General features: G+C 42.4%; 15 protein-coding genes and 1 pseudogene. 5 read left to right on the top strand and 11 right to left on the bottom strand.

What is annotated here, in order from left to right:
* Positions 1-71: 71 nt before the first annotated feature.
* Positions 72-380, top strand: coding sequence for a transposase (locus BrL25_RS12570; protein WP_099327224.1), 309 nt, complete (start codon positions 72-74; stop codon positions 378-380).
* Positions 377-1255, top strand: coding sequence for an IS3 family transposase (locus BrL25_RS12565; protein WP_236848055.1), 879 nt, complete (start codon positions 377-379; stop codon positions 1253-1255). Before BrL25_RS12570 ends, BrL25_RS12565 begins: the two co-directional genes overlap by 4 nt.
* A gap of 40 nt (positions 1256-1295) precedes the next feature.
* On the opposite strand, the pseudogene BrL25_RS12560 reads toward BrL25_RS12565, so the two are convergent.
* Both BrL25_RS12560 and BrL25_RS25645 read right to left on the bottom strand, forming a co-directional pair.
* Positions 1296-2162, bottom strand: a pseudogene (locus tag BrL25_RS12560) (IS3 family transposase); the annotation flags it as partial.
* 17 nt (positions 2163-2179) lie between these two features.
* On the bottom strand, positions 2180-2617 hold the full coding sequence (locus BrL25_RS25645; RefSeq protein WP_104033844.1) for an HTH domain-containing protein: 438 nt from the start codon (positions 2615-2617) through the stop codon (positions 2180-2182).
* Positions 2618-2822: 205 nt separating this feature from the next.
* On the opposite strand from BrL25_RS25645, the gene BrL25_RS26305 reads away from it, so the two are divergent.
* Positions 2823-4142, top strand: a complete 1320-nt coding sequence (locus tag BrL25_RS26305) for a globin-coupled sensor protein (protein ID WP_018674290.1) — start codon at positions 2823-2825, stop codon at positions 4140-4142.
* A 60-nt stretch (positions 4143-4202) separates the two neighbouring features.
* Here the strand turns inward: BrL25_RS26305 and BrL25_RS12550 are convergent, their stop codons facing one another.
* The 8 genes from BrL25_RS12550 to purC all read right to left on the bottom strand — a co-directional run bounded on the left by BrL25_RS12550 (position 4203) and on the right by purC (position 11803).
* Entirely contained in the window at positions 4203-4649 is a 447-nt protein-coding gene (locus tag BrL25_RS12550) for a hypothetical protein (RefSeq protein ID WP_018674289.1), read from the bottom strand.
* A gap of 198 nt (positions 4650-4847) precedes the next feature.
* Positions 4848-5453, bottom strand: a complete 606-nt coding sequence (purN, locus tag BrL25_RS12545) for a phosphoribosylglycinamide formyltransferase (RefSeq protein WP_018674288.1) — start codon at positions 5451-5453, stop codon at positions 4848-4850.
* Complete coding sequence (purM, locus tag BrL25_RS12540) at positions 5450-6493, bottom strand: phosphoribosylformylglycinamidine cyclo-ligase (protein WP_018674287.1); 1044 nt, start codon at positions 6491-6493, stop codon at positions 5450-5452. The genes purN and purM overlap by 4 nt, the downstream gene beginning before the upstream one ends.
* 16 nt (positions 6494-6509) lie before the next feature.
* Positions 6510-7934 (bottom strand): amidophosphoribosyltransferase, encoded by a 1425-nt coding sequence (gene purF, locus BrL25_RS12535; RefSeq protein ID WP_018674286.1) that lies wholly within the window; start codon positions 7932-7934, stop codon positions 6510-6512.
* Entirely contained in the window at positions 7919-10159 is a 2241-nt protein-coding gene (gene purL / locus BrL25_RS12530) for a phosphoribosylformylglycinamidine synthase subunit PurL (protein ID WP_018674285.1), read from the bottom strand. The genes purF and purL overlap by 16 nt, the downstream gene beginning before the upstream one ends.
* The gene (gene purQ, locus BrL25_RS12525) at positions 10140-10832 is read right to left on the bottom strand and encodes a phosphoribosylformylglycinamidine synthase subunit PurQ (RefSeq protein ID WP_018674284.1); all 693 of its coding nucleotides are present in this window, start codon (positions 10830-10832) and stop codon (positions 10140-10142) included. The genes purL and purQ overlap by 20 nt, the downstream gene beginning before the upstream one ends.
* 1 nt (position 10833) lies before the next feature.
* The gene (gene purS, locus BrL25_RS12520; RefSeq protein WP_018674283.1) at positions 10834-11091 is read right to left on the bottom strand and encodes a phosphoribosylformylglycinamidine synthase subunit PurS; all 258 of its coding nucleotides are present in this window, start codon (positions 11089-11091) and stop codon (positions 10834-10836) included.
* Complete coding sequence (purC, locus tag BrL25_RS12515) at positions 11084-11803, bottom strand: phosphoribosylaminoimidazolesuccinocarboxamide synthase (RefSeq protein WP_018674282.1); 720 nt, start codon at positions 11801-11803, stop codon at positions 11084-11086. Before purC ends, purS begins: the two co-directional genes overlap by 8 nt.
* 253 nt (positions 11804-12056) lie before the next feature.
* Here purC and BrL25_RS12510 point away from each other — a divergent pair, with 253 nt between their 5' ends.
* Positions 12057-13253 (top strand): iron-containing alcohol dehydrogenase, encoded by a 1197-nt coding sequence (locus tag BrL25_RS12510; protein WP_018674281.1) that lies wholly within the window; start codon positions 12057-12059, stop codon positions 13251-13253.
* 61 nt (positions 13254-13314) lie between these two features.
* Positions 13315-14427 carry an aminopeptidase gene (locus BrL25_RS12505; protein ID WP_018674280.1) on the top strand — a complete coding sequence of 371 codons (1113 nt, stop codon included), beginning with the start codon at positions 13315-13317 and terminating at the stop codon, positions 14425-14427.
* A 125-nt stretch (positions 14428-14552) separates the two neighbouring features.
* Here BrL25_RS12505 and purB read toward each other — a convergent pair whose 3' ends face one another.
* Positions 14553-15860, bottom strand: a complete 1308-nt coding sequence (gene purB / locus BrL25_RS12500; protein WP_018674279.1) for an adenylosuccinate lyase — start codon at positions 15858-15860, stop codon at positions 14553-14555.
* Position 15861: the final 1 nt, after the last annotated feature.

The following is a 15861-nucleotide window of genomic DNA, read 5'->3' as shown; positions in this document are numbered from 1 at the left end:
GATATTATCCCCTTTTAGTAGACAGTAAGAAGCAAGACCCCTTACTGTATTAACTAGGAGGGGAATTTTCTATGGGGGAAATTAGAAAAACATATTCAAAGGATTTTAAGTTAAAAGCCGTACGGCTTTATTTGAGCGGTGAACAAGGGTACAAAACACTTACAAGGGATCTCGGCATTAGTGACCCTTCTATTTTAAGAAGATGGGTTGATCATTATAGAAAGGAAGGTATACAGGGACTAGATGAAAAACGCGGGAGAACAAAAAATCCTCTTAGAGGAAGACCACGAATAAGGCCAGAGAGTACGGAGGAAGAGATAGTTCGATTACGTGCAGAGAACGAATTCTTAAAAAAGTGGCTAGGTCTAGAAAAGAGGTGAAACCGAAAGATAAATGCTGTTTTTTCGAGCTTATTAAAGAATTGTCTAAAAAGTATTCTATTACTTTATTGTGTAAAATTACGAAAGTATCTCGTAGTGGTTTTTACAAGTGGCTTTCTCGTGAGAAACACCCCACCTCAAAACAATTGGTAAATGAAAAATTAAGAGAAATGATCATGGAGTGTCATCAAGAGGTCAAAGGTATTTACGGGTATCCCCGAATAAAAGTGTGGTTATTTAGAAGGTACGGGCTAAAAGTCAATCATAAACGTGTGTATCGCATTATGAAGGAACTTGGGATACAAGCGCTAATCCGTAAAAAACGAAAATTCTTTGGGCGCAAAGAGAAGGTTGTCATCTCCGAAAACAAGCTGAATCGAAATTTTTGCGCCTCACGGCCAAATGAGAAATGGGCTACAGATATTACCTACATACTATTTAATGGTCGCCGTCTTTATCTGTCTGTCATATACGACATGTATAACAACGAAGTTGTTGCCTACAAAACAAGCAAACGTAATGATTTACGACTCGTAATGGATACCGTAAAATTAGCGATTAAAAAGCGGGATGTAAGCGGAGTCCTCCTACACAGTGATCAAGGATACCAGTACACCTCAAAGCAGTATAACCAGTTCCTTCAGCAATATAAAATCGTAGCAAGTATGTCTAGAAAAGGTAACTGTTTAGATAACGCCTGTATTGAGGGGTTCTTTGGGCATTTAAAAACAGAGTGTTTGTACCTTCATTCGTTTCAAACAGATAAAGAAGTGGAAGAAGCTCTTCACGGTTACATTAATTTCTATAATCAGCAACGGTTTCAATCTCGATTAAAAAACCTGAGTCCGATAGAATACCGAACTCAGGTAGCCTAGATGGGGCTTGTTTAAAGTTGTCTACTTGACAGGGGCAAGATCATTCATCAGGGGTCATCTTTTTTAATGACCACTGGTAACGTTCAGAATTGTAATAATCAATGTAACTGTCTACTCGATCCCTCAACTCTTGTATCGTTTGACATGTCTTATATTCCAAATCGTCTTTCATATGACCAAAAAAAGTTTCCATGGAAGCATTATCCCAACAGTTTCCCTTACGGGACATGGACTGCCTAAAGCCTGCTTTCCTGATTAAGCGACGGGTTTTAAAGTGGGTATAATGCAGACCTTGGTCTGAGTGTAGAATGGCTTCGGGGTGAATGTTGCCATCTAGACGTTGGAACAGTCGTTTCAAAGTAATCCTCACCAATGGAAGCTTTAAAGAAGAAGAAAGATAGTGAGCTAAAATCTGTTTTGTTGCCCCATCCTTGACTACCGACAGGTAGGCACATTGACCATTACCGTAATACATATACGTAATATCGGTGAGCAGTACTTTTTCAGGTTCTCCCTGATCAAACTGACGCTGCAACAGGTTGGGACATGTTTGGTGCTCTTGCGTTGCCTTAGCTAATTTTCTATAGGGATTGGCTTGGCGAATGGTAGCAACAAGTTTATACTTTCGCATCAATCGACGAATCTTTTTATGATTCATGATCACTCCACTTTCACGCTCAAGTCGCATCTTAATAACTAATGCTCCTGCTTTACCACGAAGAGCGTCAAAGTGCTTCTTGATAAGTTTAATGTCATGCTCGTCCGCATCCTCTCGTAGCTGTCTAGTTTTCTCCGCACGAAGCCAACGGTAGTAGCCACTCGCACTAACACATGCAAGTTTACAAAGATATCGTGTTACATCACGCAAATTGTACTGACGTATGGTGCGATTAATGATTTGATAGCGCTCGGAGGGGGATAACGTTACCTCTGCAACTTCTGCTTTTCGAGCGCGTCGAGCTTTTTTAAAAAGTCGTTCTCCGCCTCTAAAAACTTGATACGCGCCTCAGCTCGTTTAAGCTTTTCCTCTACGGACAACTCCGTTGTCGAGGGTCTACCCGTACTTTTCTTTCCTCGTTGTTCTTCTAAAAGGCCGATCTCTCCATGAATTTGATACACATTACGCCAACGTTTTAAGCATGTTTTTGGTTTGTCATGACCAATAACGTCTATGTCAAAACCAGCACCACAAAAAATTTCCATAGGTGTTTGTCCCTCTTGATACGCTTTGACAGCTGCTACCTTAAATGCTGGTGCATAAGTAATACTTTTGTACGTTACATGCTGAACATAAGGGTTAGCTTCAAGATGTTTCATTTCTTGTTCCGTGAAAACCTTTGAATTAGCTCTTGTTTTTCCCACAATTCTTTCCTCGCTTTATTTTAATAAGTTGATTAAAACACAAAAGACCCGTAAGAAGGTCACTTTTTTCAAAATGTCCATCTTACGGGTCACAGTTCATATGATAGGGAATCACTTATTTTATATTATATATATTACAATCAAAAGAGATTGCAACGGACAATCAGATCAAAAACTGCTGTCTCATTATTCCGGGGGGTATTTCATGTGCGCCAAACCTTTTTCCGCATTTTTTGGTTCTAACCACAATAAGAAAGCATTCTCACTAGATGAGCAAGCGCATGCAGAGCATGTATCTCTAACCGTGTCAAAACATTCCGATGTCATGAAACAATTAGAAATGATTCAACTTTCCGAATCTGATCTTCGCATTGCCCGATGTCTGCAACCATTCGTTGAACAACATATCGATGAGATGGTAAATCAATTTTATAAGAATCTGAAGCACGAGCCTTCCTTGATGGTCATTATTGAACGCCACAGCTCCATTGACCGTTTAAAATCAACTTTGCGTACTCATATTTTACAATTGTTTAACGGTATTATTGATGAGAACTTCCTGCAGCAGCGTAAACGCATTGCCATAGCTCATGTAAAAATCGGTCTTTTACCTAAATGGTATTTATGTGCCTTTCAGGATTTATCCATTTCGTTGTTCAATATGCTAGACATACATATAGACAGTAAATCTGATTACCATAAATCAGTGACAGCAATTACTAAATTATTAAGTATTGAGCAACAAATTGTGTTGGAGGCTTACCAAGATGAAATAAACCGTTTACGTGGTTTAGAGGAAGATAAGAAAGTGATTGTCCGTGAAAAAGTCAACCAATCCGCTCAGGAATTAGCTGCTATCTCTGAAGAAACGAGTGCTGCTGTCCAGGAGCTAAGTGCTCAAGCTGGCGAATTTGTGATTCATGCGAAGAAAGGAACCGCATCCTCTATCGAAGCGCAAAATTTATCCATAGAGGGTACCAACAAGCTTGACGAGCAGGTAAGCCAATTCGACCTGCTCCAGTCTAGTATGAAAGAAATCTCCGTCGAAATGAAAGCCCTAGAAAATACTTCAGAACAAATTCGTGGAATTGTTAGTGTAGTAACTGGTATCGCCGAACAAACCAATCTCCTTGCCTTAAATGCAGCCATCGAGGCAGCTCGTGCTGGTGAACAAGGGAGGGGGTTCGCTGTGGTTGCAGATGAAGTACGCAAGCTCGCTGAACAAACGAAAAAGTCGGTCTCTGGTGTAACTCAGTTGATTGAAAAAACAAATAATCAAACCTCCAGAGTGTCTTCGCTTCTCGACCGTGTAGAAGAATTGATTACTTCCTCTACGTCTTCGATGAGCGAAATAACCTGCTTTTTTGCAAATATCCAAAAAGCGGTCAGTATTAGTAAGGAACGTAGCAACCTGATTGAACAAGAGCTTGTCACTTTTTCACGCGTAATTGAAGAAATGAATCAGGCTGTTTCTCATGTCGCACATTCAGCAGAGAACCTATCTGAGGTAATGGATACGTTATAGAAACCTTTGCTAGGAATAACCGTACCTCCCATAACGCGGGCTGTACGGTTTTCCTTTATTTTACACACGCTTCTTTTTTTCTTTTTTTTTACTTAGTTTTTTTTCACTATGATAGAGACCTTCAGATCCTTTTCTCGATTTTTGATGCAAAGCAACTTTTGCAGATTCTCCTTTTGCTTTTTGACTTGCTTTGTTCTCTTTTTTTGCTTTTTTCTCTTTTTTATCCATGCTACATTCGGTAGGTGATTCTTCCTCATCAACAGGATGTTGTAGCACTTCATTTTTAATTCCTGTATAATCCTTGTTTTTTACTTTAGTTAATACCTGATCACGTGCCTCTTTGGACACGTTCAATCCCATGTCAGATATCTCATTTAGTACTGAAGTTATATTTTGACTATTTACTTCAGGTAGCTTTTGCGCCAAACGATAAATGTCATGAATGCTCCACTCTCTGCCTGTTCGCTCACTAAGCTTGCTCAGCAAATTGGATACGATATCTGCCATTCCAGTTGTTCGCCTCCTTGTGTGCGTGCCCACTTACTTTATCGTATGAATGAGGCAAGCAGTTGGTGAGTGGGAAAGTCGTGGAAAGATACTTTTAGGTGGTTGAGATCATTCTACTCCGATACGAATCAAACACAGAAAAGCGTTTTCCTTCATCCTGAAGGAGAACGCTTTAATTATGTTGCTACACCAGGTTGTTCAGCTAGATAGATTCCCCTTACCTTCTATTCCTATCAGGGCTTCTTCACTAATATTTTGTAACACACGAACCAACAGCCTATGCTCTATTTCATGTATCTTTTGTTCTAAGCTCTCTATCGTATCATTCTTGTGAACAAAAATGACTTCTTGGTCAATGATGGAACCTGTGTCCATTCCCTCGTCGACATAATGAACAGTCACTCCCATCACTTTTACCCCGTACTCCCATGCTTGCTTAATAGCATTTTTTCCTGGGAATGCCGGTAATAGAGACGGATGCAGATTGATCATCCGCCCTTCATAGCCGGTAAGCAATACATTTCCTATCAATCGCATATAGCCAGCTAGTACAATAAATTCAATTTCTAATAGCTTCAATTGAGCTAAAATCTCTTGTTCAAACGCTTCCTTCGATATATAATCCTTGGCTGAAAACAAGTACACAGGAATTCCCAGCCGCTCTGCTCTCTTAATCGCATATGCTTTAGCTTGATCGCAGACTAACAAAGCTACCTCTAAGGAAGGAAGACGTCCATCTCGAGTCGCTTGCACAATCGTTTCAAAGTTAGATCCGCTTCCTGAAGCAAACACCGCTATCCTCATCGGTGCTCCCCTTCCACATATACAACCCCACTGTCGCCTTGCTGTACATCCCCAATCAGATACGCTTCCTCTCCAGCTTCCTGAAGCATTTTTAATACGTACTCAGCATCCTTCTGGGCTACAGCAAGTACCATTCCAATTCCCATGTTAAAAGTAAGGAACATGTCCTGCTGGTTGATATTACCTGTTTTTTCGATCAATTTAAAAATCGGTAATACTGGCCAGCTCCCTAATGTAATGGAAGCTTGTAGTCCATCCGGTAGCATTCGTGGAATGTTCTCCGTAAATCCACCACCCGTAATATGCGCCATTCCTTTAACATCAACCTGTTTTAATAAGGACAAAATTGGTTTGACATAAATCTTTGTGGGAGTGAGTAAGACCTCACCTAAACTTTTTTCAAAACCTTCTATTTGATCGTGCAACGAAAATCCAGCATCCTGCAACAATACCTTTCGTACCAAAGAAAATCCATTACTGTGAACACCACTTGATGTAATACCGATTAACATATCCCCTGCTTGTATGTTACTTCCATCAATTATTTTTGATTCCTCAACAACCCCAACAGTAAAACCAGCGATATCATATTCTCCACCTGCATACATACCAGGCATCTCAGCCGTTTCTCCACCAATCAGGGCACAGCCCGCTTGCTCACAGCCGTCCGCAATTCCCTTCACAATGGATTCCAGCTTCATCGGGATTACCTTATCACATGCAACATAATCTAAAAAATATAAAGGCTCAGCACCTTGTACCACAACATCATTGACACACATCGCTACTGCATCAATGCCAATTGTATCATGTTGATCCATTTGAAAAGCGAGCTTTAGCTTAGTCCCTACACCATCGGTTCCAGATACAAGCACGGGCTGCTTATACTCTGCTACATTTAGACGGAACAAGGCACCAAATCCACCGAGTCCACTCATCACTTCGGGACGAAACGTGCGTTTAACGTGTTTTTTCATTCGCTCAACCGCTTCATTGCCGGCAGCGATATCAACACCAGCTTCTTTATATGCTTGACTCATCTGTAATCGCTCCCTTCTAGCATTTCGTGATTGGTAAGGCTTCCTCGAAGTTAACCTCCGTCGGGTAATTACCTGTAAAGCAAGCCAGACAATGCCCCCGATTCGGTGCTTTATCACTGTCTATACGCCCAATAGCATCAATCATGCCCTGTGGTGTCATAAAGGTTAATGAATCCGCTCCAATATACTGCCGAATCTCTTCAACAGATTTATTCGATGCAATCAATTCATCAAAGGATGATGTATCAATTCCATAAAAACACGGATTTTTTACAGGTGGGGAACTGATTCGAACATGGACTTCAGCAGCTCCTGCATCTCGTAGCATCTGTACAATACGACTACTCGTCGTTCCGCGTACGATCGAATCATCAATCATGATCACTCGTTTACCTTCTACAACTTTACGAACTACTGACAATTTCATGTGAACTCCACGCTCACGTAACTCTTGAGAAGGCTGAATAAAGGTGCGACCAACATAACGGTTTTTAATAAAACCAATCTCATATGGAATGCCTGTCGCCTCAGCAAAACCAATCGCCGCTGAAGTACTAGAATCGGGTACACCGATTACCACATCACCTTCTGCTGGTGCTTCATAAGCTAATTGCTTCCCAAGTCGTTTACGAGCCATGTGTACATTAATACCATCAATGTCACTATCTGGTCGTGCAAAATAAATATATTCGAAAGTACATAGCGTACGGTTTATTTTCGGTGCAAATCGGTGGGATTGGATACCATGCTGATCAATAACCAATAACTCACCTGGCTCGATCTCACGCCAATAGGAACCTCCTACGATATCAAAAGCGCAGGTTTCTGAAGCAACTACAATCGCTTCTCCCAATGTTCCAAGCGATAGTGGTCGTAATCCATTTGGATCAAGCGCTACAATTAACTGATCCTCGTTCATTACCAAAAGAGCATAGGCGCCTTTAATTTCCTGTAAGGCCTCCTTAACCGCGGAAGGTAAATCCTTCTTCGATGAACGGGCAATAAGATGCGCAATCACTTCTGTATCGCTGGTTGTTTGAAAAATAGAGCCTTTTTTCTCCAGTTCCTTGCGAATAACTCCTGCGTTTACCAAATTTCCATTGTGAGCAACAGCCATGCTACCTTGTGCATAATTAAAAAATAAAGGTTGTGCATTTTCAATCCTACTTGAGCCTTGTGTAGTATAACGTGTATGTCCAATAGCTAAATGCCCATGGAACTTAGCTAATTCTCCTTGCCCAAACGCTTCACTTACTAATCCCATTCCACGATGCTTATACCATTTTTCTCCATCGGATGAACAGATTCCGGCGCTCTCCTGACCACGGTGTTGAAGAGCATGCAGCCCCAAATAAGTAAGTGGGGCTGCCTCCTTGTGATTGTATATTCCAAAAACACCGCACTCTTCATTTAACTTATCCCAGATTATTGGATCAAACATGGTATCGCATCCTTCCATGCTGATTTTAGGCGAGTAAGTGATGCGTTCACGATTTCTTTGCCTTGATGTGTGATAACCAAATGGTCTAATCCTGTTGTACCTAGTACTTGGCAAGCCACTCCCTGCTCTTCTGCTATCCGTTTCACTTGATTAACATTGTCTTGCGTTGTACTCACTAGAATACGTGATTGTGACTCGCTAAATAGTGCCAGATCAGCGCGTAAGTCGTCAGTTAGGTCAATCGTTGCCCCAATCTCTTTTCCAAAGCAGCTCTCAGCAAGAGCGACAGCCAATCCACCCTCCGCCAAGTCGTGAGCTGATTGTACATACCCTGCGCGAATTGCAGACAACACTACTTTTTGAACATTTGCTTCCTTTTCCAAATGAATTTGTGGAGGGCGACCGGAGATGTTACTTGTCAGTAGCTTTTGATACTCTGAGCCACCTACTTCTGCGTGAGTTTCACCCAACAACAAAATGATGTCTCCCTCTTGTTTAAACTCTTGTGTCGTAATATGGTCCACGTCTGTAATAAGACCAACCATTCCAACTACCGGTGTGGGATAAATTGCCTCACCACTACGTTCGTTGTAGAGTGAAACATTTCCGCCAATAACCGGAGTAGACAATGCGTTGCATGCAGCACTCATACCTTCTACCGCTTTCTCAAATTGCCAGAAAACCTCTGGTTTTTCTGGATTTCCAAAGTTCAGGCAGTCTGTGATAGCTAATGGCTCAGCACCCGAACAAACCACATTCCGTGCTGATTCGGCAACCGCGATTGCTCCACCCACTTCTGGATCAAGATAAACATATCGACCATTACAATCCGTACTCATAGCCAGCGCCTTACGAGTTCCACGGATCATCACCACTGCTGCATCCGAACCTGGCGTTACAGCAGTTGAGGCACGAACAATGTGATCATATTGCTCATATACCCACGCTTTGTTAGCAATTGTTGGTTGTGCTAGCAATTGGACTAGCGTTTGATTTAGATCAGTTGGCATTTCGAAGTCTGTAGAATCTATAGCTGCATTCTGCTCGTAATAAGCAGGTACCTTTGAAGGTTTATGATAGACGGGTGCATCTTCTGCTAAGCTATCTACTGGTACATTGGCAACAATTTCGCCATGATGAAGTAAGCGCAACATGCCATCATCCGTTACACGCCCAATTTCTGCGGAATAGAGTCCCCATTTTTCAAAAATGGCTGTAACCTCTGACTCTCTTCCCTTTTCTACGACTACCAGCATGCGCTCTTGTGATTCGGATAGCATCATTTCATAAGCGCTCATCCCTTTTTCACGCTGAGGTACTACATCTAAATTCATTTCAATTCCGTTACCTGCTTTGGAGGCCATTTCTGCGCTTGATGAGGTAAGGCCCGCCGCTCCCATATCCTGTATACCTGTAACTGCACCTGTTTCAATTAACTCGAGGCAAGCTTCCAATAGTAATTTTTCCATAAAAGGATCGCCAACCTGCACAGCAGGACGTTTTTTCTCTGATTCCTCACTCAGTTCCTCAGAAGCAAAAGTAGCACCATGAATACCATCCCGACCAGTGCTGGCCCCGACATATATTACTGGGTTACCAATTCCTTTAGCTACACCTTTTTGAATCTTGTCATGATCAATTAACCCCACACACATAGCATTCACAAGTGGATTTCCTTCATAGGTTGGATCAAAACTGATCTCTCCTCCTACGGTAGGAATTCCAATACAGTTGCCGTACCCTGCAATCCCAGCCACAACATTTTTAAATAAATAGTTGACCCGAGGTGTTTTTAATTCCCCGAAACGTAAGGAATTCAATAACGCTACCGGACGAGCCCCCATCGAGAATACATCGCGAATAATACCACCAACACCGGTTGCTGCTCCCTGATAAGGTTCGATAGCTGAAGGATGATTATGGCTTTCGATTTTAAAAACTACAGCTTGATTATCACCGATATCAACAATACCTGCTCCCTCACCCGGTCCTTGCAAAACACGAGGACCTTTGGTTGGAAAACGACGAAGCACTGGTTTAGAGTTTTTATAAGAACAGTGCTCAGACCACATCACACTGTATAGCCCAATTTCTGTCCAATTTGGCTGTCTGCCTAGCAAGCGGACAACGCTTTGGTATTCTTCATCTGTTAAACCTAGTTCACGGTATAGACGTTCTTTTGCAATACGGTTTGCTGATGGTTCGTTATGCGTAAGTTGTGACACCGTTTTTTTCCCTCCAGGCATTCAGAATTGAGGTAAACATGGTACGACCGTCGGCTGATGTCATCCAGCTATGCACAGCACGCTCTGGATGTGGCATCATACCAAGTACATTTCCGCGTTCATTCGTAATCCCTGCGATATCGTCCAAGGAGCCATTTGGATTCTCTCCATCGTAGCGAAAGACAATCTGTCCGTTTTGTTGCATACTTCTTAATGTTTCCTCTTCGCAGAAATAGTTACCCTCTCCATGCGCAATCGGGATTTCAATTCGCTCCCCTTTGGCAAATGCATTGGTAAATGGAGTCTGATTATTTTCTACACGTAATGTAGACAATTTACAGCGATAAGTAAGCGAGGTGTTCCGTAAAATAGCCCCCGGTAACAAGCCTGTTTCTAACAGGATTTGAAAACCATTGCAGACTCCCATAATTAATTTACCTTCCTGTGCCGCCTTAACCACTTGCTCCATAACAGGTGAGAAGCGGGCTACTGCACCACAGCGTAAGTAGTCACCGTAGGAGAACCCTCCTGGTAAAAGAATGACATCGTAAGCTGATAAATCTGTTTCGGAGTGCCATACGTAATCAACAGGCACCTGCATGCAATCTTCTACTGCGTTGTACATGTCCACATCTGCATTAGAGCCGGGAAATACGATAACAGCTACTCTCATCTTATCCCTCCACCAGTTCTACCAGCTCGTAGCGGTATTCTTCAATGACAGTATTAGCTAGTAGCTTTTCACACATCTCTTTCACTTGCTTTTCGGCTGCTTGGTGATCGTTTGTATCTAGTGTCAATTCGATATATTTTCCGATGCGAGCATCTTTTACTTGTTGAAATCCTAAGGTATGAAGGGCTCCTTGTATCGCATGCCCTTGAGGGTCTAGTACGCTTTCACGCAAGGTAACATAGATAACAGCTTTACACATGAACTTCTCCTCCTAATCGTTTCAGCATTTCTTGATACGCCTCTTCAACGTTTCCTAAGTTGCGACGAAAACGATCCTTGTCCAGCTTTTCCATCGTCTCTGCATCCCAGAAACGGCAGGTGTCCGGTGATATCTCATCTGCTAACAATACCTCTCCATCTGAGGTTCTGCCGAATTCTAATTTAAAATCAACAACAAGTATGTCTCTTGCACCCATATATTCCTGTAAAAATTCATTGACCTGCAAAGCCGTCTCTTTCATTACCGTTAGTTCTTGAACTGTGGCAATCTTTAAAATAGCAATGTGGTCATTATTAATGAGCGGATCTCCTAGTTCATCACTTTTGTAATAAAATTCTATGATTGGTTCATCTAATTGTACGCCCTCAGCCCACCCCAAACGCTTGGCTAAGGACCCGGCAGCAATGTTACGCACAACCACTTCTAACGGGATAATGTCGACCTTTTTAACCAATTGCTCCGTTTCAGATAACAGGCGGATAAAATGATTGGCGATGCCTTTTTCAGTCAACGCCTTAAATAAAATCGCGCTAATCTGATTATTCCATCTTCCTTTATTCACTATTGTCCCTTTCTTCTCGCCATTAAAAGCAGTGGCGTCATCCTTATAAGCCACCCAATACACATCTGGATCTGAAGTAAGATAAACCTGCTTCGCTTTTCCTTCATATAGCTGCTCGCGCTTTTCCAAGAAAAATTCTCCTCCCGCTACAAGCTTTATGCGTGTTTTAGTCAACAAATCACTTTCAACTTGATTAAAACATAAACCAAACAGATAATCAACGAATATTATAAAGGATATATTCGACAATTGTTCGTGTTTATAGCTTTGCACTTCTTCTTAGATTGCCAAAATGCCATTGTGGTACAATATAGACACGATTTATGTTCGGATTTTCTTTCGAACACGAAACTGTTTTCTAATGAAAAGAGGCGATGGTACCATGTACCCTTTCCAGGTTCAATTTCCCACTCACATCTACTTTGGAGTCGGTGAGCTTGCACATGTCGGTACGAAGGCACGTGCATTAGGAACAAAAGCTTTGTTGGTGACAGGCGGACGATCAGCCAAATCAACAGGACTATTAGCAAAGGTAGAACAGTTACTACAAGCTGCAAAACTACCTTACCAACTATTTGATCAGGTAGAACCAAATCCACGCACCTCCACCGTAGACCGCGGAGGACAGCTTGCCCGCGAAACAAACTGCGATTTCGTCATTGCACTTGGTGGCGGTTCTGTCATGGATGCAGCGAAAGCCATTGCTGCCGTAGCTCTGTCCGGTCGATCCAGTTATGAATATTTGCGTGGTAATCCTCAGAACACAGCCAAAGAACTGGTTCCCGTAACTGAAGCTCTACCTTTACTGACAATTCCCACTGTGGCGGCAACAGGCTCTGAAGCTAACAACATCACTGTACTAACTCACTGGGAGACCCATGAAAAAAGCTCCTTTTCAGGTCCAGCCCTATTCCCTAAAGTAGCTATTCTTGACCCATCTCTAACCTACACAGTCCCAGCTCGGGTGACAGCTGAGTCTTCTGCAGATATCTTTTCGCATTTATTTGAAGAATATTTGGTTGGTCCCAATGACGCTCATGTACAAGACGGCGTCACAGAAGCATTGATTCGTTTAGTCGTTCAGTTTTCTACGGTTGCTATCGCTGAACCTCATAACGAAGAAGCCCGCTCCACCTTATTGTGGGCAAGCACACTTGGCATTTCTCCATTTGCCCGAGCAGGTCGAAATGCAGGGTATCCACTACACAAGATCGAACATCCTTTAAGCGGACATTTCGATATGTCTCATGGACGTGGACTTGCTATCCTTTCCCTGCCATACTTCGAGCAGTTTGTAGCAATAGATCGCCCTGAGAGGCTCGCCCGTTTAGGACGACAGTGCTTCCAGGTAACAGCCGAATCTGATCAGACCGCAGCACAGGCTACCATCCAAGCTGTTGCTCATTGGTATCAGCAGATGGGAATTACTCAGCGCTTATCCGACTTTGGTATTTCTCACGAAGATTTGCCACGTCTGGCTCACGAGGCAATTCGTACCGGTGGAGGCGTTGACCACATTCCAAGTACAAGAGCGTTATCAGCTGATGACGTCCTTCGCATCTATGAGACTTGCTTATAGGAAGGAATAATCTTTGATAATATATTCATGTTATACATATTATAAAAAGAGGTGTTAAAGCATGGATTCACGCATCAATGAACTTGCAAGTCGATTAATTCGTTACTCTCTCGATTTACAAAAAGGGGAAAAGGTGCTAATCGAAAATATTGGACTCCAGCCCGCATTAGTTAAAGCGCTGGTACGTGAAGCTTTTGCAGTAGGAGCTCTTCCTGTTGTCACTGTAAAAGATCAGGAAATTATGCGCTCCTTGATCATGGGCTCAAGCGAAGAGCACATGGCACTTTTTGCTAAGCATGAGTTAGCGCGCATGGAAGATATGGACGCATACATTGGGGTACGTGCCTTCGAAAATGTAAATGAGTACTCTGATATTCCAGAAGAGAAAATGGGGCTTTACTCCCGCGTTTATTACAGCACGGTTCATCTTAAAGAGCGCGTTCCAAATAAACGCTGGGTCGTACTTCGTTATCCAAACAAAGCTATGGCACAAGCTGCTAATATGAGCTTGGAAGGCTTTGAAGATTTCTACTTCTCCGTATGCAATCTGGACTATGCCAAAATGTCCAAAGCAATGGACCCATTAGTAGAATTGATGAACAAAACAGACCGGGTACGCATTGTGGGTCCAGAAACTGATCTACGATTCTCTATTAAAGGAATACCAACTATCAAATGCGATGGTAAAGCAAATATACCGGATGGTGAATGCTATACCTCTCCTGTACGTAATTCCGTTGAAGGTACTGTCTATTACAATGCAAAAACCAATTACCATAGTACGACCTTTACAGACGTGAAGCTCACGTTTAAAGAGGGCAAAATTGTTGAAGCTACTAGCAGTAATACAGCATTGCTAAACACGATTCTAGATACAGATGAAGGTGCCCGCTACATTGGGGAGTTTGCAATCGGCTTTAACCCTCACATCCTACAGCCAATGGGCGACATCTTGTTCGATGAAAAGATCGCGGGAAGCTTCCACTTTACACCTGGTAATGCCTATGATATCGCTGACAACGGTAACCGCTCCTCTATCCACTGGGATTTGGTACAAATCCAACGTCCTGAGTATGGCGGTGGCGAAATCTGGTTTGATGATGTATTGATTCGCAAGGATGGTATATTCGTCTTGCCTGAACTGAAAGGCTTGAATCCTGAGAATTTGGTCTAAAAGAAACCAGGTTTGAGAGAACCATTCTTTTGAAGAAGGTAAATAAAATGAAATAGGCTTTTCAAGAACTCTGATTGAGCTCTGAAAAGCCTATTGTTTTGCAGTTTATTAACGAAAAAGGGTGATTACCTACCTTCAATCAATCCCAAACGGACAAAAATAGTATCTACATGCTTCAGATGGTAGCGATAGTCGAAGCAAGCCTCCAGCTCTTCTGTGGTCAGCATTTCCTTCACCGTTTCATCCACACTGATAATCTCTTTAAATGAACGTTGCTCCTCCCACGCTTGCATCGCACGTGGTTGTACCGTGTCATAAGCTTTTTCGCGGCTCAAGCCTTTATCAATCAATTTAAGCAATACTTGTTGAGAATAAATTAATCCAAACGTACGATCCATGTTGCGTTTCATATTCTCAGGGAACACCGTCAGGTTCTTCACGATGTTCATAAAGCGACGCAGCATATAGTTAAGTAGTTGTGTTGCATCTGGTAAAATAACACGTTCTACAGAAGAATGCGAGATATCACGCTCATGCCAAAGTGGTACATTCTCATAAGCAGACATCATATGACCACGGATAACACGCGAAAGTCCAGAGATGTTCTCAGAGCCAATCGGGTTGCGTTTATGCGGCATCGCCGAAGAACCCTTCTGACCTTTTGCAAATGCCTCTTCCACTTCACGAATCTCACTCTTTTGTAAGCCCCGAATTTCAGTAGCAAATTTGTCTAAGGAAGTAGCAATCAACGCAAGCGTAGCCATATACTCTGCATGACGATCGCGCTGTAAGGTTTGCGTCGAGATTGAAGCTGCTGTCAGACCAAGCTTCTTACATACATGCTGCTCTACATATGGATCAATATTTGCATACGTACCAACTGCCCCTGACATTTTACCCGCTTCTACTTCCACACGTGCAGAACGGAATCTGGCCAAATTACGTTTCATCTCTTCATACCATAGTGCTACCTTCAGACCAAAAGTAGTTGGCTCAGCATGAACTCCATGTGTACGGCCCATCATGACTGTATCCTTATGTTCAATCGCCTTCTGCTTTAAGACTTCAATAAAATCCACAATATCCTTTTCAATAATTTCGTTTGCTTGTCGAATCAGGTAACCAAGTGCCGTATCTACTACATCGGTAGAGGTTAGACCATAGTGAACCCATTTTTTTTCATCGCCCTCCATCGTTTCTGAGACAGCACGGGTAAAGGCTACTACGTCATGGCGTGTCTCTTGTTCGATTTCATAAATACGATTAACATCAAAACTAGCATTCTTCCATAGCTTTTCAACATCTTCTTTTGGAATAACCCCTAACTTTGCCCATGCTTCACACGCCAAAATCTCTACTTCTAGCCATGCCTTATACTTATTTTCTTCTGTCCAGATGGCGCGCATTTCTGGTCTTGTATAGCGTTCAATCATT

This window comes from Brevibacillus laterosporus DSM 25, from assembly GCF_002706795.1.
GTDB lineage: Bacteria > Bacillota > Bacilli > Brevibacillales > Brevibacillaceae > Brevibacillus_B > Brevibacillus_B laterosporus.
This window is presented reverse-complemented; position numbering and strand designations above follow the sequence as displayed.

Coding starts and splice junctions, on each gene's coding strand:
- BrL25_RS12570 (WP_099327224.1), top strand. CDS start 72: ATGGGGGAAATTAGAAAAACATATTCAAAGGATTTTAAGTTAAAAGCC.
- BrL25_RS26305 (WP_018674290.1), top strand. CDS start 2,823: ATGTGCGCCAAACCTTTTTCCGCATTTTTTGGTTCTAACCACAATAAG.
- BrL25_RS12550 (WP_018674289.1), bottom strand. CDS start 4,649: ATGGCAGATATCGTATCCAATTTGCTGAGCAAGCTTAGTGAGCGAACA.
- purN (WP_018674288.1), bottom strand. CDS start 5,453: ATGAGGATAGCGGTGTTTGCTTCAGGAAGCGGATCTAACTTTGAAACG.
- purM (WP_018674287.1), bottom strand. CDS start 6,493: ATGAGTCAAGCATATAAAGAAGCTGGTGTTGATATCGCTGCCGGCAAT.
- purF (WP_018674286.1), bottom strand. CDS start 7,934: ATGTTTGATCCAATAATCTGGGATAAGTTAAATGAAGAGTGCGGTGTT.
- purQ (WP_018674284.1), bottom strand. CDS start 10,832: ATGAGAGTAGCTGTTATCGTATTTCCCGGCTCTAATGCAGATGTGGAC.
- purS (WP_018674283.1), bottom strand. CDS start 11,091: ATGTGTAAAGCTGTTATCTATGTTACCTTGCGTGAAAGCGTACTAGAC.
- BrL25_RS12510 (WP_018674281.1), top strand. CDS start 12,057: ATGTACCCTTTCCAGGTTCAATTTCCCACTCACATCTACTTTGGAGTC.
- BrL25_RS12505 (WP_018674280.1), top strand. CDS start 13,315: ATGGATTCACGCATCAATGAACTTGCAAGTCGATTAATTCGTTACTCT.
- purB (WP_018674279.1), bottom strand. CDS start 15,860: ATGATTGAACGCTATACAAGACCAGAAATGCGCGCCATCTGGACAGAA.